Below are 18,173 nucleotides of genomic sequence, written 5' to 3'. Positions count from 1 at the left end.
GGATCTGGTGGACGCCGATGTGGTGGGCCACCAGCGTGACCGCGCCGTCGACGACCGGGGCCTGGCCGCGGCGGCCGGTCGGATCGATCACGGTGACCTCGCGCAGGCCGACCAGGCCGTCGAGCGGGATCCGCAGCCGGGTGCCGGTGGCGTAGGTCGTGACCAGGTCGGCGTCGTCGCCGGCGAACCAGTCGAGGCTGTTGACCAGGAGCAGCGGGAACGCGACCCGCAACATCAGGTCGGTGCCGGCCAGCGACCAGCCGAAGCCGATGAACTTGCGGCCGCCGTCGCGGCGGGCCACGGCCACGGCGTCGCGCACCGACGTCGCCAGCGCGACCTCGCCCTTGGCCCGATCGATCGCGAAGACGTTGGCGGCGTCGAAGTTGACGTCGGACATCGTCACCCAGCGCATGACCGGGTGGTCCTCGGCGGTCTGGGTGATGCGCGGCCGCGGCAGCACGCTGCGGATCGCGAACGGGCTCGCGGCGCCGTCGGGGTGGAACCACATGACGTTGATCGGCGCCGGCGGGATCACGGCCGGGGTGTGATCGTCGAAGACGACCACGTCGTAGGGCTTGCCGGTGCCGGCGTTGCGCACGGTCGCGGCCGGCGCGGCGTCGTACTCGGCCGGCGTGGCCTTGTAGACCTCGATGTTGTCGTAGACCAGCATCGCGCCTTCGAGGTACAGGTTGTCGTTGGTCACGAGCAGCACGTGCTGCTTCTTGCGCGCGGGCAGGAGCGCCCAGGCCTCGTCGTCGAGCGCGAACGGGTCGCTGCCGCCGGGCCCGTCGACCGGGCGCAGCGACGCGCGCAGCTGGCTCTCGCCGCCGGGCAGCTGCCGGTAGATCTCGCGCTTGCGCTCGCCCGGGGCCAGCTCGAGCGCCTTGACCTCGATCGCGGTGTCGCCGTTGTAGAGCGCGAGCTGGCGGCGGGCCGGCTCGGCGCCGAAGTTCTGGACCTCGATGAAGACCTCGTAGCTGGCCTTGTTGGCGATGTAGCGCCGCACGTTGAACGCGACGATGCCGACGTTCTCGGCCCGGGAGCCGACGCCGAGGTAGCGCACGTCGATGCCGGCGAGGTCGACCGCGGCCAGCTGGGTCTGGGCGAACGACCGGGCCCGGGCGGTGGCGGCGGGGTCGCGGTGGCGGCGGGCGCCTGGCGGCGGGCGGCGCCGGCGGGGTCGGCCTCGGCCGCGTCCCAGGTGACCTGGTCGCGCTCGAGCTCGGAGTACGCGCCGTCGGACACGATCACGATCATCGGGTTGGGGCGCCCGCGCAGGGCGTCGGCGGCGGCCGACAGCGCCCGCGGCAGATCGGCGCCGGTGTCCGACGGGCGGACCTCGTCGATGACCTTGCGCAAGAGCGGCTTGTCGCTGGCGAACCGCGACAGCGGCGTGGCCTGGGCGTCGACCCGCATGATCATGGCCTGGTCGCCGCCGCCCATCGTGTCGATCAGCGCGGCCGCCCGCTCCTGGGCCCGCTCGAACCGGGTCAGCTTGGGCCGAGCGGGATCGCCGTCGGTGGCGCGCATCGACGCCGAGGTGTCGAGCAGGATGACGACGTTGCGGGCCCGGCGATCGGTGACGCCCAGGGTCGGCGCCTGGATCGCGACGACGACGAGCCCGACGATCGCCAGCAAGAGCAGCAGCGACAGCAGCCGCCGCAGCTGTCGCCACAGCGAGTTGGCGTCGCGCTGCTCGAGCACGCGCTTCCACAGGCTCGAGAACGGCACCTCGAACCGGCGCCGACGCATCTTGAGCAGGTACGCGATCACCACCAGCGCGGCGGCGACCAGCGCGACCATCCCGACGGTGCGCGCGGCCAGCGGGGTCAGCCAGGTCACCGGAGGAAGCCTCCCGACCGGAAGATGCGCAAGACCAGCTCGTCGAACGGGATGCCGGTGTGGGTGCGGAAGAACGGCACCGCGCGCCCGGTGCAGAAGTCCTCGAGCTCCTTGCAGTACTTCTCGTGCTCGCGGGTGTAGGCCTCGAGCAGGGCCTTGGACACCGTGACCTCGCGCAGCTCGCCGGTCTCGCAGTCGACCAGCGCCAGATCGCCGTGCAGGTTGGGCGCGGCCTCGCGCTGATCGTAGACCTGCAGCACGAACGGCTCGAACTTGTTGTAGCGCAGCGTGTTGATGCCCTCCTCGAACCCGCGCGGGTCATAGAAGTCGCTGATCAACACCGCCAGGCCGCGGCGCTTGTGCTGGCTGACGAACAGCTTCATGGCCTCGGCCACGTCGGTCGTGCCGCCGATCTCGACGGTGCGCAGGAAGTCGAACACCCGGAAGATGCGGTTCTTGCCGCGCGTGGCCGGCAGCCGGCCCAGCACCTTGGACGCGAACGGCACGATCGCGACCCGGTCGAGGTTGGCCAGGCCGACGTAGCTGAGCGCGGCCCCGACCTTCATCGCGTAGTGCATCTTGGGCGGCGTGCCGATCGCCATCGAGTCCGAGCAGTCGATGAGGATGTAGATGTGGAGGTCCTCCTCCTCCTCGAACAGCCGCAAGAGCAGGCGATCGAGCCGGCCGTACAGGTTCCAGTCGATGTAGCGGAAGTCGTCGCCGCGGGCGTAGGTGCGGTGGTCGGCGAACTCGATGCCCGAGCCGACCTTGCGGGTGCGGCGCTCGGCGCGGATGTTCCCGGCGAAGACCTTGCGCGAGACCATGTGCAGGTGCTCGAGCGTGCGCAGGAACCGCTCGTCGAACAGGGCCGACCGGTCGGCGGCCCGGGCGGCGCCGGAGGTGGCCGCGACCGCCTGCTTCTTGGCCAGCAGCGCCACGGTCAGGCGGTCTCGCGGGTCGACGCCAGGATCTCGGCGATGATGGCGTCGGGCGGATGCCCTCGGCCTCGCCCTCGAAGTTGAGGATCAGGCGGTGGCGCAGCGCCGGCGCGGCGACGTGGCGGATGTCGTCGATGGCCACCGCGTAGCGGCCCTCGAGCAGCGCCCGGATCTTCGACGCCAGGATGATCGCCTGGAGCCCGCGCGGCGAGGCGCCGTAGCGCAGGTACTTCTTGCTCTGGGCCGTGGCTTCCTTGGTCTCGGGGTGCGTCGCCTGGAGCACGCGCACCGCGTAGTCCTGGATCGCGCGGGCCAGCGGCACCTTGCGGACCAGCTCGCGCAGCTCGATCACGCGGCTCTTCTCGATCACGGCCTGGGGCTCGGGCACGTGGTCGGCGGTGGTGCGATCGAGGATCGTGTGCAGCGACGCGTGGTCGGGGAAGTCGACGACCAGCTTGAAGAAGAACCGATCGAGCTGGGCCTCGGGCAGCGGGTAGGTGCCCTCCATCTCGAGCGGGTTCTGGGTGGCGAGCACGAAGAACGGCTTCTCGAGCTTGTGGGTGGTCTTGGCGACCGTCACCGAGCCCTCGCTCATCGCCTCGAGCAGCGCCGACTGGGTCTTGGGGGTGGCGCGGTTGATCTCGTCGGCCAGGACGATGTTGGCGAAGATCGGGCCGCGCTGGAACTCGAAGCGCTTGCCGCCCTGGCCGTCCTCGACGATGACGTTGGTGCCGACGATGTCGGCCGGCATCAGGTCGGGCGTGAACTGGATGCGCGAGAAGCTGGCGTGGATGGTCTCGGCCATCGTCCGGACCAGCAGGGTCTTGCCGAGGCCGGGCACGCCCTCGAGCAGCGCGTGGCCGCCGCCGAGCATGCACGTCAGGACGCCCTCGACGATCTTGTCCTGGCCGACGATCATCTTGCCGATCTCGTCGCGCACGCGCTTGAGGTCGGCCATGAAGGCGGCGACGCTGGCTTCGACGTCACGGGGGGCGGCGGCAGGCTGGGTCATCGTGGCTCTCGGTTTGGAGGGCAGGTGGGTCGGGCTCGGGGAACGAGCGACCGGACGGCGGGAGGCGGGATCGGGCGGAGCAGGTCGGAGTCGGAGTCGGGAGTGGAGCGGAGCGGGCAGTCGGAGCGGACGATCGCGGTCAGCGGGTCGGCGCCGGGGCCGGCGCCTCGGTCGCCGCATGCGGCCGCGTCGCGTCAGTTCATGCTGTGCGGCTTGATCTTCGTGAAGTACTTCTTCACGTAGTACTTGTAGCTGGCCGGGACCTTCTCGGACCGCATCACGTCCTCGACGACCTTCTTGTAGTCGGCGTAGACCTGGCGGTAGGCGGTCGAGGCGTAGCCCTTCTGCGCCGCCGAGAGGATGGTCTCGCGCCGCGACGGCCCCTTGCGGCCCTGGGCGCCGGAGACGCTCTCGTCGGTGGTGTTGCCGGACGTGCCGGTGGCGTCGCCGACCAGGTTGTCGTCGTGGCCGTCGCCATAGGTGTTGGACGGCCCATCAGGCGGTTGGTTGCCCTGGCCGCCGTTCTGGCCCTGGCCCTGGCCCTGGCCCTGGCCCTGGCCCTGGCCCTGGCCCTGGCCCTGGCCCTGGCCCTGGCCCTGGCCCGGCTTCCAGGCGCCCTTCTGGCCCTGGCCGCCGCCGGCGCGGCGCGCGAAGTCCTGGTTCTTGCCCTGGTTGTTCTTGCCGAACGGGCTGCCGCCGCCCTGCTTGCCGCGCTGCTTGGCGCGGCGCATGGCCTCGCGCAGGTCGTCCATCTGCGACGCGACCTTCTTCTGGGCCGCCTGCTTGCGCTGATCCTGATCGACCTTGCCGGTCTCGTTGGCGACGTCCTTGAGGCTGCGGGACGCCTGCTTCTGGTTGTCCTTGTTCTGCTGCTGCTGGTCCTGGTCGGGCTGCTTGGGATCGTCCTTCTTCTGGAGATCCTTGGCGGCCTTGTCCATGTCCTTGTGCAGCCGCTTGAGGGCCTCGCGCTGGGCCGACTGCTCCTGGTCGGCCTGGTCCTCCTTCTTCTGCAGCTGCTTGAGCTCGTCCTTCTTCTTCTCGAGCCGACGCTCGGCCTCGGCCTTGTCCTCGGGGGTCTTGGCCTGATCGCGCTGCTTCTCGAGCTTGCGCATCTGGTCCTCGACCTTCTTCTGCTCGGCGGCGGCCTGCTCCTGGTCCTTCTGCTGTTGCTGCGCCTGCTTCTGCTCGTACTGCTCGGCGGCCTTCTCGAGGGTCTTGGCCAGCTGCTCGGACTGCTGCTGCGACAGCTCGCCCTGGTCGAGCTTGTCGGCGAGCTTCTCGAGCTCGGCCTTGGCCTTGTCGAGCTCGCCCTTCTTGAGCGCGTCGCCCAGCTCCTTGGTGAGCTCGTTCTTGGCCAGCTCGTCGCCGGTCTCGGCCAGGTGCTTGCTGATCTGCTCGGGGTTCTTCTCGGCGTGCTGCTCGAGCTCGGCCTGGGCGTCTTGCATGGCCTGGAGCAGCTGCTCCTTGGTCAGCTCACCGCGATCGGCCTGGTCGAGCAGCTGCTCGATCTTGGCGGCGTAGTCGTCGAGCGCCTTGACGTCGTCCTTCTTGGCCGTGGCCCGCAGGTCCGCGACCAGGTCGCGCATGTAGGCCTCGTCGTCGGGATCCATCGCGACGGTGTTGTCCTTGAAGTTCCGGGGGTCGTCGTCGGCGATGACCTCGAAGTCGACCGCGCCGATCCGCTTGCCGCGGGCCCACACGACCAGCTCGGTCGGGCCGAGCTTGGCGCCGGTGGGCACGGTGATCGTGACCGCGCCGCCGGTCCAGGTGACGATCGGCGCGGCCACGGCCTCGCCGTCGTCGCCGACGTAGACCAGCGCCTGGGGCGGCGTGCAGGCGACGGCGCGATCCGCCCGGGGGCCGCACAGCCGCTCGCCCTTGATCTCGACGGTGGCGCCGCGCCGGCCGGCCTCGGGCAGGGCGACCACGACCTGCGGATCCCGGGGCGGCATCTTGACGCCGAGGCTCGCGGCGATGGCCGCGACCACGACGAACGCCGCCGCCATCGGGAGATCGTGCGGGCGTCGCATCGGCGTCGCGGCCTTGACGTTGGCGCGCGGTGCGACCGTGGCGGCGTCGCGCATGGCCGCGTGCATCAGCGCCAGGGTCTCGGCGTCCGCGTCGGCGCTGCCGGCCGGGCTGGCCAGGGTCCGCTCGAACGCGACCGCGGTCGACAGGCGATCGGCCAGGCCCGAGGCCCGATCGATCTGGCGGGCGACCTGCTCGTCGTCGAGCCGGCCCAGCGCGCCGAGCACCGCGCCGACGCCGATGACGCCCGCCGACGCCACCAGCAGGCCGATGCCCGTCGCCGGCGCGACGTGCTCGGTGCGGACCAGGAACACCGCGGTGAGCGCGCTGGCCGAGGCCAGGATCGAGCTGGTCACGGCGCCCTCGAGCGCGCCCTGGACCCGCAGCCGGGACCGGGCCGCGCTGACCAGACCTCGGACCACGCCGAGGTCGACGCGGGCGGGGGCGAGGTGCTCGGACGGGGGCATCGCGTCGGCCATGGATTACGGCTCCTGGACTGGTGGCGAGTGGCCGAGGATCGACCGTTCAGACCGCGCCGGCATTCCGCGAGACTCTGTCACCGTCAACGCGGAGCATAGCACCTTCATTTCGACGCACCGGCCGCGCCTGGGGTCTACGGGGACGGACGCCACGGAGGTAGGACACCGCGTCCGCCTCGAGGTTTCGACGCGATGCGACCTCGAGATGCCGACCTGGCCTGGACGAGACCTCGGACAGCCGAGCACCCCTGCACCTGCCTGGGCCTGGCGACCGGCCCTCTGGAATTTCAGAGCTGGAACACGGCCAGCGAGAACTTGTTGCTGGTCGTGTCGATGACCTGCACGGTGTCCCGGGCGGTCTGAGTGGGCAGCACCGACTTGAGCGCGCCGGGGCGGCCGGCCTCGGTGACGATGTAGTACGTGCGGCCCTCGGGCGCGATCGCCCGATCGTTGAGGTAGCGCAGGAACGCGACGTTGTCGGTCTCCTTGAGCGCGGTCTTCATCTCCGGGATCGGTCCCCAGATCTCGTCGCCGCTCCAGAAGTTCTCGCCGCGCCAGTAGAGCTGCCAGGCGATCAGCCGGTCGGCGTCGACCAGCCGGTACGCGCACGCGACCCGCCCTGGCCGCGGCCGCGGCGCGCACGCCACCCGCCGCTCCTTGCGGTGGCGGTTGACCGCGGCTGCGATCGGCGCGAGCTCGCCGGGGCCGAGGTCGATCTGGAACGTGTGCGGGCCGACCGCGCGGCCCACGCCCCGCAGGGTGAAGGCGGCGTCGCCGGCGCTGGCCGGCGTGGTGCCCTGGACCTCGATCTGGATCGTCATGGGCTGACCGTCGAGGAAGTTGTCGGGGATGACCGAGTCGAACCGCCAGCTGGGCCGGCCGCGATCGACCACCGGCGCCCAGTCGTCGGCGAACTGCCGCGGGTTGGCGTAGACCAGCTGCTGCCCGTAGATGTGGCGCTCGCGGTAGTAGGTCGCGACCGCGTCGCGCATGCCCCAGTGCTGGCCGGCGATCGGCATGTAGACGTGCATGCCCCACAGCGCGGTGCCGAGCGCGGTCGCGCCGATCGCGGCGACCGCGGTCCGGCGCAGGCCCGTGCCGAGCAGCAGCACCGACGCCGCGCCGGCCAGGCCGATCACCAGGAACGCGTCCGAGGTGTCGATGCCGTACGGCGGGTTGCTCGGCCACGGGCGGTCGTAGCGGTAGATGAACATCTCGATCCACTGCTTCTCCTCGTGCATCATGTCGCGCGCGAGCAGCAGCACCACCGCGGCGCCGAACGCGCCGATCACCCAGCTCGGCCGGATCCGCCTGGCGAGCACGTCGTCGAGCCACAGCGCCACCAGGATCGCCATCGCCGGGACCGCGGGGAAGATGTAGTGGTGGAACTTGGTCTGCGACAGCGAGAACAGCGCGGTCGCGGTGATCGCCCAGGTGGCGATCATGAAGCGCACGCGGCCGGCCCGCTGGGTGATCGCCGGCACGAACGCGGCGCCGGCCAGCGCCATCGGCACCAGCGCCGCCCAGACCATCATGCCGTAGCCGACCTGGCCGATGCAGTAGTCGAAGGTGCCGCGCTCGCCGTGGACGCCCGCGGCGGCCCGGTTGAGGTTGTGGGTGAAGATCCACTCGCTGATGAACTGCGGTCCGTCGCGGAACCACATCGCGACGTGCCACGGCAGCACGATGATCAGCAGCAGCGCGACGCCGCGCTTGATCTCGAACCGGCCGTCGAACAACCGGGCCCACCGGTTCTGGAAGATCACGAACGTCGCGCAGCACACCCCGGCGATGCCGAGCCCGGGGATGCCCTTGCCCAGCACGCTGATGGCGATGAACGCCCAGAAGAAGATGAGGTAGATCTGGCCGTCGCGGCGCAGCGGCTCGACGTCGGCGAACCGCCGGGCCCGCTGGAGCGCGAGCGGCCAGCCGCCGGGCTCGCCGGCGATGCCCTGGACCGCGAGGATCAGGCCGCCGAGCGGGTAGGCCAGGAACCCGGGCTCGCCGAGGCGCTTGGCCTCGGCCCACGCGCCGCGCCGCCCCCTGATCAACAGCACCAGCCAGATGCCGAACGCGCGCAGGTAGGCGTAGGCCCGCGGCGCGAACACGTAGATCGCGCCGAGCACCATCGGCACCGCCAGCACGAACCCGGGCTGGCGCAGCGGCGGCGCGCGGAAGCCGTTCGAGGTGAAGCGCGCGATCTGGAAGTACCAGAAGTAGTAGGCGGCCTGGATCAGGATGAAGCCGCCGATCAGGACGAACGCGACCCAGCGCGCGTCCCAGGTGAGCGCGCGGGTCGGGCCCAGCCGGAACAGCTTGCCGAACGGCCGCAGCGGCGCGTCGCCGTCCTCGCTCGCCAAGAGGAACATCGACAGCGCGCCGAGCAAGAGCCCGACCAGGGTCATGTCGGTGATGCCCTGCCGCGCGATCAGGAAGAAGAACGGACACGTCCCGATCGTCAGCAGCGCCAGCCACGCGGCGCGGCGGTTGACCAGGCGCGCCAGCATGAACCATGTGAGCGTCAGGCCCATGACGGCCAGCAAGACGAACGGCAGGCGGATCGCCAGCAGGATCATCGGCGACTCGGTCATCTCGCCCGAGTAGCCGCCGTGCGCGGTGTGGCCGAGCGCGCGCATCGACGTGGCCATCAGCCAGAACGTCAGCACCGGCTTGGAGCGGAAGCCCTCGTTCTGCCAGTCGGTGTGGACCCAGTCGTGGTCGGCGAGCATCCGCCGGGAGACCTCGCCGTAGTGGGTCTCCCACGGATCGACCAGGCTGTAGCGCCACACGCCGGGCAAGAGCAGCGCGGTGGCGACCAGCACCACCAGCGCCAGCTCGAGGCCCATCGGCAGGCGGCGAGCGCGCACCGGGGGCAGGGTCTCGGGCGAGGCGAGGGTCGCGTCCATGCGGGCCGGACCTTATCATCGGTCGCGGCCGCGGTCGGCGCGCGCGGGAGTGATCGACGCTACGATCCGGCGATGGCGCTGTCCGCGGAGCTGGCCCGGGTGTTCGCGACCGCGGTGCGCGCGTGCGATCCCGCGGCCGCGGTCGCGGCGGCGCTGGCGGGGCGCGTGTTGCCCGGGCCGGTGACGGTCGTGGCGATCGGCAAGGCGGCGGTGCCGATGGCGCGCGGCGCGGTCGCGGCCCTGGGCCCGGTCGTCGTCGGTGGGCTGGTGGTGCACCCCGACGGCGTCGACGGTGACGCGGGGCTCGCGGGGCTCGACGTGCGCGCGGCGGCGCACCCGGTGCCCGACGCCCGCAGCGAGGCCGCGGGCCGGGCGGCGCTGGCGCAGGCCGCCGCGGTGCCGCGCGACGGCACGCTGCTGGCGCTGATCTCGGGTGGGGCCTCGGCGCTCGCGGCGGTCCCGGCCGATGGGCTCACCCTGGCGGCCAAGGCGGCGGCGATCACCGCGCTGGCCCGGACCGGGGCGCCGATCGCCGCGCTCAACGCCGCCCGGTCGGCGCGATCGGCGATCAAGGGCGGGCGGCTGGCGGCGGCGTGCCCGGGCCGGGTGCTGACGCTGGTGGCCAGCGACGTGCCCGGCGACGACGTCGCGATCGTCGGCTCGGGTCCGACGGTGCCGCCCCGGCTGGGCGACGAGGTGGTGGTGGTGGCCGGCCTGGGCGCGCTGCGGGCGGCGGCGGCGGGCGCGGCGGCCGCCGCCGGGGCGACGGTGGTCCTCGCGCCCGACGATCTGATCGGCGACGTCGGCGCGCTCGACGCGCGCCTCGCGGCGATCGCCGCCGGGCTGGCGCCCGGGACCTGGTGGATCGGCGGCGGCGAGTGGACCGTGACGCTCGGGCCGGCGCCGGGGCAGGGCGGCCGGGCCAGCGCGCTGGCGCTGGCGTGCGCGCGCTGGCTGGCCGGGACCGATCGGGTGGTGCTGGTGGGCGCGTCCGACGGCGTCGACGGCACCGGCCCGGCGGCGGGCGCGATCGTCGACGGCGCGACCGCGGCGCGGCTGCGCGCGCACGGCGTCGACCCGGCGCAGGCGCTGGCGTCCGCGGACAGCGGCCGGGCGCTGGCGGCGATCGGCGCCGGGCTGGTGACCGGCCCGACCGGCGTCAATCACGCCGACCTGGTGATGATCGCGCGCCCGGCGGCTGTGGTACCAGGAGGGGCTTGACGACCTGGACCACCGCCGCCGTCCTCGACTGGACGACGAAGCGCTTCACCGACGCGCACATCGTCGGCGCGCGCCTGGAGGCCCAGGTGCTGCTGGCGCACGCGCTCAAGTGCACGCGCATGCAGCTGTACACCGGCTTCGATCGGCCGCTGGCCGAGGACGAGCTGGCGGCGGCGCGGGCGCTGATCAAGCGGCGCCTGGCCGGGGTGCCGCTGGCGTACCTCGTCGGCGAGCAGGAGTTCTGGTCGCTGACCTTCGCGGTGTCGGCCGACGTGCTGATCCCGCGGGCCGACACCGAGACGGTGGTGCAGCTGGTGCTCGACAAGGTCGGCGCCGATCGCGCGCGCCCGCGCCGCGGCCTCGACCTGTGCACCGGCTCCGGCGTGCTGGCCATCACCCTGGCGCGCGAGCTGCCCGGGCTGACGATCGTGGCGACCGACGTGTCCGCGGCGGCGCTGGCGATCGCCGGGGCCAACGCCGCGCGCAACAGCGTCGCCGAGCGCGTCGACGCGCGGGCGGGCGATCTGTGGGCGCCCGTGGCCGGCGAGGTGTTCGATCTGATCGTCTCGAACCCGCCGTACATCCGCACCGGCGAGCTGGCCGGGCTCGATCGCGAGGTCCAGCAGGAGCCGCGGCTGGCCCTCGACGGCGGCGCCGACGGGCTGGCGTTCTACCGGCGGCTCGCGGCCGGGCTGGCGGCGCACCTGGCGCCGGGCGGGCTGATCGCGGTCGAGCACGGCCACGACCAGGGGCCCGACGTCGCGGCGCTGCTCGACGCCAGCGGCGTCACGGGGCCGGCGACCACCGTGCTCGATCTGGCGAAGCAGCCGCGGGTCACCTGGGCCGAGCGCGCCGCCGGCGCATGAGCGCCAGCGCGACCAGGGCCAGCGTGGCCGCGCCGCGCGGATCGCCGCCGGTGGCGCACGCGCAGCCGCGGCCGCTGAGCGGCAGCCGCCGGCGGACCGTCGCGGCCAGCCCGCACGCGCGCTCGACCCCGGCCGCGCACGCGCGATCGTAGGCGGCGACGGCCTGATCGCCGCGGCCGTGGCCGACGTGGGCGTCGCCGGCGGCGAGGCAGCCGTCGGGATCACGGCCATCGCACGCGCGCTCGTACCAGCGCTCGGCCTCGACGCGATCGCGGGCGGTGCCGACGCCCTGGGCGTGGAAGCGGCCGAGCAGCAGCGCGGCGTAGGGGTTGTCGTCGGCCTGGGCCAGCGCGAGATCGTAGGCGCGCTGGGCCAGGCGCGCGCGCGTGGGCGCGTCGCCGTCGCTGGTGCGCGCGGCGCCGGCGCACGCGGCGGGATCGCCGTCGTCGCAGCCGCGCAGGTACAGCGCCCGGGCCGCGGCCACGTCGTGATCGTCGCGCTCGATCGCCGCGGCGAGGCGCCCGCAGCCAGGGCTGACGTCGTCGCCGCAGCTGGCCTGGTAGCGCGCGCGCGCCGCCGCCGGATCGGGCGGCGAGCCCACGCCCAGCTCGATCAGCTCGCCGAGGTTGGCGCAGCCCCAGGGATCGCCGAGGTCGCAGCCGCGCTGGTACAGCGCGCGGGCCCGGCCCGGATCCCACGGGGCGCCGCGGGCGGCGTAGTGCGCGAACGCGAGGCTGGTGCACGCCGCGGCCAGGCCGTCGGTGCATGCGCGCTCGAACAGCCGCGCCGCGTCCGCCGGATGGTCGTCGTCGACGAGGAGGCCGCCCAGCCGGAAGCAGGCGGTCGGGACGTCGGCGTCGCACAGCTCGGCGTAGAGCGCGCGGGCGGCGCGCTCGTCGGCGACGACGCCGAGGCCCGAGGCGAGATCGTCGGCCGCGAACAGGCACGCGCTGCGGGCGCCGCGTCGGCACGCGTCCATCGCGCGCGCGTGGGCGCGGCTCGGCTGCGCGGTGACCAGGAACCCGCCGAAGCCGTACAGGGTCGCGAGCGTCGTGCACGCCGCGTCGACCGGCGGGTCCGCGGTGCAGCCGGCGTCGACGTCGTCCATCGCGGCCCGGCGCAGGGCCGGGTCGGCGTCGGCCGCGCGCGCGCGCGCGTCGAGGCCGTCGCAGCTGGGGACGTCGCCGAGGCGACAGGCCCGGGCCGCGGCGCGGACGCCGACGGCGTGATCGTCGGACAGCTCGGCCCAGGCCGCGCACGCCGCGCCGTCGGGCGTGGTCGCGCCGCACCCGTGCTGGTAGGCGGCGAGGGCGCCGGCCGGATCGGCCGGGAGGTCGTCGCCATCGCGGAGCGCGTCGCCCCAGACCGTGCAGGTCTCGCCGCGGCCGAGCGCGCAGCCGGCCTCGAGCAGCGCCGCGGCCCGGGGCCGATCGGCGGCGCCGCCGACGCCATCGAGGCGGGCCTCGGCCGCGTCCTCGCACGCGGCCGCGCTGCGCCGCACGCAGCCGACCTCGAGCAGCGCCAGCGCCCGGGCCGCATCGGCCGGCACCAGCTCGCCGTCGCGCAGCGCCACCGCCGCCTGGAAGCAGTCGTGGCCCGAGCCGGTCTCGCACGCGCGCACCCAGATCCGCACCGCCAGCGCCCCGTCGGCGGCGGTGCCGGTGCCGTGGGCGATCCGGGCCGCCGCGGCCGAGCACGCGGTGGCGTTGCCGGCCTGGCACGCGGTGACGTAGGCGGCGGTCGCGCGCGCCTCGTCGCGCACGCCGCCCTTGCCGGTGGCGTACAGGAACGCCGACAGATCGCAGGCCGACGTGGCCAGCTCGCACGCGCGGTCGGCGAGGCCGGCCAGGCGCGTGGGCTCGGCGTCGGGCTGCTCGGCGAGGATCTCGCCGGCGGCGTGGCAGCCGTCGGCGTTGTCGTAGCGCTGGCAGCTGCGATCGAAGTAGTCGAGGGCGCGCCCCCGGGCGCCGGCGCCGAGCGCGCCGTCGCGGTAGAGCCGCCCGAGCGCGTAGCACGACGCGCCGCTGCCGCCCTCGCAGCCGCCGGCGAACCAGCGCGCCGCCGCGGTCAGGTCGCTGCTGACGCCGTTGCCGTCGCGGTAGGCCGCGCCCAGGTAGTAGCACGACGGTCCGGAACCCGGACACTCGCGCCCGAGGCGCTCGAGCGCGCGCGCGTACAGGGCCGCGGCCCGGGCGTCGTCCTGCGGCACGCCGAGGGCGGCGCCGTACTTGTCCGCCAGCACGTAGCAGCCCTTGCCGCTGCCCAGGTCGCACGCGCGGGTCAGCGGCGCGATCGCCTTGGCCGGCTCGGGCTCGCCGAGCAGGCCCGCCGCCCACACGCTGGCCGAGGCCAGGCAGCCGTCGGCGTCGCCGAGCTCGCACGCCCGGGCGTAGCGCTCGACCGCGGCCGCGGGATCGCGGCGGCCGGCGCGGCCGTGCTCGAGCACGAACCCGAGCAGCGTGCACGACGGCGCGTGGCGCGCGCCGCAGGTGGCGGTCAGCGTGGTCACGGCGCGGGCGGCCTCGACGGTCGAGCCCCGATCGAGCTGGGCGCTGGCCTCGTAGTAGCGGGCCGACGCGCTCGCCCGCGGCGTCGCCTGGCGCGCGACGCACGCGCCCAGGTTCGGGCTCCAGGCCTGGCCGGCCGGGCAGTCGCGCTCGATCGCGCCGGCGGCGCCGGGCCAGGCCAGCGCGACCGCGAGGATCGCCCAGGTCAGCGCGCGGATCACCGCGGGCTCCGCGGGGTGTCGGCGGCGCAGCGCAGGCCGACCTCGGGGTCGACCCGGGCCGGCGGGACCGCGGCGCGCGCCGCGATGGTCGCGTACCAGGGGTCGCGGGTCGACACGCCGAACGACGCGCCGCGGGCGATCCGCGCCGCCGGCGTGCCGTCGCTGGTCCACTCCATCACGTTGCCGAGCAGATCGCACACGCCGTCGGTGGTGCAGTCGCCGGGGTGGCTGCCCACCGCGGCCGGGCCGTCGACGCCGGGGCGGCGCAGCACCGCGTCGTCGGCGGTGAGCGGGCTGCGGCGGGCGGCGAACTCCCACTCGGCCTCGGTCGGGAGCCGCTTGCCCAGGGCCGCGCACGCGCGGCTCGCGTCGGCCCAGGTCACCGCGCGCGCGGGGTAGTCGGGCACGTCGCGCTCGCTGGGCGCGCGCCCGAGCGCGCTGGCCAGCTCGATCGCGGTCATCTCGTGGCGATCGATCAGGAACCCGGCGACCTCCGTGGTCTGGGCCGCCAGCGCCGACGGGTACAGCTTCACCAGGTCGGGCGGCGACCCCATCGTGAAGCTGCCGCCGGGCAACGCGACCATGCCCAGGGGCGGGCCGGCGTCGACCACCGGCGCCGGGGCCGCGTCGATCGCCACGGCGGCGTCGATCACCGGCGGCGGCGTCGGGTGGCCGCCGCCGCGGCGGGCCAGGACCACGACCGACACCAGCGCGGCGGCGATGCCGCCCGCGGCCAGGAGCAGGCCGCGCCGGGGCGGCGTGCGCGTCGACGGCTGCTCGACCGCGCCGCGATCCTGCGACGGCGCGGCCGCGCGCTCGCGCCCGCGCTCGGGCCCGGGCGTCCCGGCGGCGGTGGCCGCGGCGGTCGGCGCCGACGCTAGATCGTCGCCGCCGCGATCGCCGGCGAACCGCGGCACCGGGCCGGACCGGACCTCGCTCGGGAAGGTCGCGAACGCGGCGGCCCAGGCCTCGCGCATGGCGTCGGCGTCGGCGAAGCGGTCGGCGGCGGCGTCGGCCAGGGCCCGATCGCTGAGCTGGTAGACCGCCTCGGGCAGCCCGGCGCGGACGCTGCGCAGCGGCGCCAGATCGCGCGACAGCACCTTCGACAGGAGCTCGGTCATCGAGTCGGCGGCGAACGGCGCCACCCCGGCGAGCATCTCGTAGAGGATCACGCCGACGGCGTAGATGTCGGTCCACGGCCCGATCTCGCCGCGGTTGCCGGCGATCTGCTCGGGCGCCATGTACGCCGGCGTGCCCATCAGCGCGCCCGACTGGGTCAGCGCGGTCGCGGCGGTGGTGCGGGCGACGCCGAAGTCGAGCAGCTTCGCGACCTCGCCGTCGTCGGTGCGGGCCAGGAACACGTTCTCGGGCTTGAGGTCGCGGTGGACGATGCCGGCCCGGTGGGCGGCGCCGAGGCCGCGCAGCACGCCGTCGAGCGCCAGGTCGACCCGGGGCAGCGGCATCGCGTCGGGCGGGCGCGCGATCTCCTTGCGCAGCGTGTGGCCCTCGAGCAGCTCCATCACCAGGTAGAGCGTGCCGTCGACGTCGTTGCCGAAATCGTAGATCGACACGACGTGGCGCGTGCGCAGCGCCGCGACCGCCGCGGCCTCGCGCTGGAACCGCGCGCGCGCGTGCTCGAGGTCGGCGCTGCCGCCGTGCAGGAGCTTGACCGCGACCGTCGACCGCGTGTCGGGGTTCTCGGCCCGGTAGACCGCGCCCATCCCGCCCTGGCCGATCACGCGATCGATCTTGTACTTGCCGATCGTCGACCCGCGCAGCAGCTGGGCCTCGTCGGTCGGGCACCGCTTCCACCCCTCGGGGTACTCGGATCGACAGGCCGGGCAGTACACGTGGCACGAGTGTACTTCTCCTGTCGCGCGCGCGGGGCGCCGGCCCGGCCGAACCGACGACAGGACCCGTGCCGCGACGGTTCTCATCGCGATCGCGGGCAGGTACCATCGGCGCAGGTGAAGTCGCTCGGCGCCGCGCGCTGGTTCTCGTGGATCGCGGCGCTGGCGCTGGCGACCAGCCCGGCGTCCGCCGATGAGCCGCCCGCGCCCGGGCCCGGGCCCGCGCCCGCGCCGGTGGTCGCGCCCGCGCCCGTGATCGCGCCCGTGGTCGTGCCCGCGCCCGTGGTCGTGCCCGCGCCGGTGGTCGCGCCCGCGCCGGTGGTCGCGCCCGCGCCCGTGGTCGTGCCCGCGCCGGTCGTCGGTCCGCCGGTGGTCGTGGCCGCGCCGGTCGCCTCGCCGCCGCCCGCGCTCGACGACGATCCGCTCGCGGGCCACCCGCCGGTCACCGGCGCCGCCCGGGTCGCGATGCGCGCGGCGTGCGCCGAGCGGGCCCCGACCTGCGATCCGGTGGCGCTGCTCGGCGCCCTCGAGCGCGGGGCGCTGCGGCGGGCGCTGCGCGAGCGCGGCCTCGTCCTCGACCCGGCGCCCGACGGCAAGCGCATCGCCCGCATCGTGGTCGTGACCCAGCCGGTGTTCGGCGACGAGGTCCGCTTCCTGCGCTGGGCCAACGCCCTGCACATCCGGTCCCGGCCCGACGTCATCACCCGCGAGCTGGTGGTGGGGCCCGGTGACCGCTGGAACGCCGATGACATCGACGAGTCGATCCGGCACCTGCGCGATCCGCTCAACACCTCGATCGCGGTGATCGCGCCGGTGCGGCCGGCCAGCGGCGCCGCCGACGAGGTCGAGCTCCTGGTCGTGACCCGGGACGTCTGGAGCCTGCGCACCAACTACAACGGCGAGCTCCAGGACGGCACGTTCACGTTCCTCACGATCTCGCTGTCGGAGAACAACTTCCTGGGGCGCCACAAGCTGGCGGCGCTGGCGTTCCGCATGGACCAGGCGACGTTCTCGCTGGGGCCGCTGTTCGTCGACAAGAACGCGTTCGGGCGTCACCTCGACGTGCGCTTCGCCGGCGGCCCGCTGTGGAACCGCGCGTCGCGCACGATCGAGGGCAGCGAGAGCACGCTGTCGGTGAGCCGGCCGCTGTGGTCGCTCGCGACCCGGTGGGGCGTCTACGGCGAGTGGAGCCACCGCAACGCGATCGAGCGACGCTTCCTGGGCACGGCGCTGCGCACCTACGACGCGCCATCGACGCCGGGGGTCGAGGCGCTGCCGTGGGCGTACCGCAACCGCCAGTGGTCGGTCGGCGCGTCGGCGATCCGGTCGCACGGGACCCGGATCAAGCACCGGTGGAAGCTCGGCTACGAGCTGGCGAGCCAGCGCCCGACGGTGCTGCCCGACTTCGCCGGCGACGCCGCCGCCCAGGCCGACTTCGAGGCCGACGTGCTGCCGCGATCCGAGCGCTCGGGCCGGCTCTACGCCGGCTACGAGCTGTTCACGCCGACCTACCGCGACTACCGCGACGTCGACTCGTTCGACCTGGCCGAGAGCGTGCGCCTGGGCCCGCGCGCCCAGCTGATCCTCGGGGTCGCGACGCCGTGGCTGGGCTCGGATCGCACGTTCGGCACGCTCGCGTTCGAGGAGAGCATGACCGTGGCGCTCGGCGACGACGGCCTGGTCACGACCGCCGGCGGCGTCGGGGTCCGCCTCGAGGACGGCCGCGTGATCGATCGCAGCTTCGTGCAGTCGCTGCGCCTGGTGACGCCCAAGGTCGGCGTCGTCCGGCTGGTGTCCGAGGCCAAGGCCACGGGGTTCTTCCGCGAGGAGGCCAACCGGCGGGTGTTCATCGGCGGCGACACCGGCCTGCGCGGCTTCCCGGTCGGCGCGTTCGCCGGCCAGCGCGCGCTCCTGTGGCAGAGCGAGCTGCGCACCACCTCGCAGCGGATCGCGTTCGGCATGCAGTGGGGCCTCGTCGGCTTCTACGAGCTGGCCGGCGCCGGCCCGACCGTCGCCGCGGTCGATCTGCACCACGACGTCGGCCTCGGCCTGCGCAGCCTGACCCCGCAGCTCTCGGCCGAGGTGTTCCGGATCGACGTGGCGATGCCGCTCGACGGGCCCACCCGCAACCGCCCCCGGCTGATCCTCGGCTACCGCCAGGCCTACTGAGGTTCAGCGCGACTGTCGCCAGGCCCTCCCAGGCAGGTGCGGGGGGGCTCGAGGCTCCGACGTCACGCCCGGACCGCGTCGGTGGCTCGGGGGCAAGCCCCGACAGCGCCCCCGCCCAAGACCACCCAAGACCA

General features: G+C 74.4%; 9 protein-coding genes and 1 pseudogene. 3 read left to right on the top strand and 7 right to left on the bottom strand.

The features are described from left to right. Nucleotides 1–699: 699 nt before the first annotated feature. The 5 genes and pseudogenes from IPL61_19120 to IPL61_19100 form a co-directional block, all read right to left on the bottom strand. Nucleotides 700–1,842, bottom strand: coding sequence for a VWA domain-containing protein (locus IPL61_19120; protein ID MBK9033352.1), 1,143 nt, complete (start codon nucleotides 1,840–1,842; stop codon nucleotides 700–702). Further along, nucleotides 1,839–2,666 carry a DUF58 domain-containing protein gene (locus IPL61_19115; protein ID MBK9033351.1) on the bottom strand — a complete coding sequence of 276 codons (828 nt, stop codon included), beginning with the start codon at nucleotides 2,664–2,666 and terminating at the stop codon, nucleotides 1,839–1,841. The genes IPL61_19120 and IPL61_19115 overlap by 4 nt, the downstream gene beginning before the upstream one ends. A 116-nt stretch (nucleotides 2,667–2,782) precedes the next feature. After that, nucleotides 2,783–3,792 (bottom strand): annotated as a pseudogene (locus tag IPL61_19110) (MoxR family ATPase). Nucleotides 3,793–3,986: 194 nt separating this feature from the next. Next, complete coding sequence (locus IPL61_19105; protein MBK9033350.1) at nucleotides 3,987–6,299, bottom strand: hypothetical protein; 2,313 nt, start codon at nucleotides 6,297–6,299, stop codon at nucleotides 3,987–3,989. A 287-nt stretch (nucleotides 6,300–6,586) separates the two neighbouring features. Beyond that, nucleotides 6,587–9,205: a glycosyltransferase family 39 protein gene (locus IPL61_19100; protein ID MBK9033349.1), complete on the bottom strand. Its 2,619-nt coding sequence runs from the start codon at nucleotides 9,203–9,205 to the stop codon at nucleotides 6,587–6,589. 72 nt (nucleotides 9,206–9,277) lie between these two features. Between IPL61_19100 and IPL61_19095 the strand changes: the two genes are divergently transcribed. Further along, nucleotides 9,278–10,426 (top strand): DUF4147 domain-containing protein, encoded by a 1,149-nt coding sequence (locus IPL61_19095; GenBank protein ID MBK9033348.1) that lies wholly within the window; start codon nucleotides 9,278–9,280, stop codon nucleotides 10,424–10,426. Then, nucleotides 10,423–11,292 carry a peptide chain release factor N(5)-glutamine methyltransferase gene (prmC, locus tag IPL61_19090; GenBank protein MBK9033347.1) on the top strand — a complete coding sequence of 290 codons (870 nt, stop codon included), beginning with the start codon at nucleotides 10,423–10,425 and terminating at the stop codon, nucleotides 11,290–11,292. The genes IPL61_19095 and prmC overlap by 4 nt, the downstream gene beginning before the upstream one ends. On the opposite strand, the gene IPL61_19085 is transcribed toward prmC, so the two are convergent. Further along, nucleotides 11,261–14,020, bottom strand: coding sequence for a sel1 repeat family protein (locus IPL61_19085; GenBank protein ID MBK9033346.1), 2,760 nt, complete (start codon nucleotides 14,018–14,020; stop codon nucleotides 11,261–11,263). The two genes, prmC and IPL61_19085, sit on opposite strands and share 32 nt — an antisense overlap. Continuing rightward, nucleotides 14,017–15,870, bottom strand: coding sequence for a protein kinase (locus IPL61_19080; protein MBK9033345.1), 1,854 nt, complete (start codon nucleotides 15,868–15,870; stop codon nucleotides 14,017–14,019). Before IPL61_19080 ends, IPL61_19085 begins: the two co-directional genes overlap by 4 nt. 117 nt (nucleotides 15,871–15,987) lie before the next feature. Here IPL61_19080 and IPL61_19075 point away from each other — a divergent pair, with 117 nt between their 5' ends. Continuing rightward, the gene (locus IPL61_19075) at nucleotides 15,988–18,039 is read left to right on the top strand and encodes a hypothetical protein (GenBank protein ID MBK9033344.1); all 2,052 of its coding nucleotides are present in this window, start codon (nucleotides 15,988–15,990) and stop codon (nucleotides 18,037–18,039) included. The last annotated feature ends 134 nt before the right edge of the window (nucleotides 18,040–18,173 follow it).

Source organism: Myxococcales bacterium, assembly GCA_016717005.1.
GTDB lineage: Bacteria > Myxococcota_A > Polyangia > Haliangiales > Haliangiaceae > UBA2376.
This window is presented reverse-complemented; position numbering and strand designations above follow the sequence as displayed.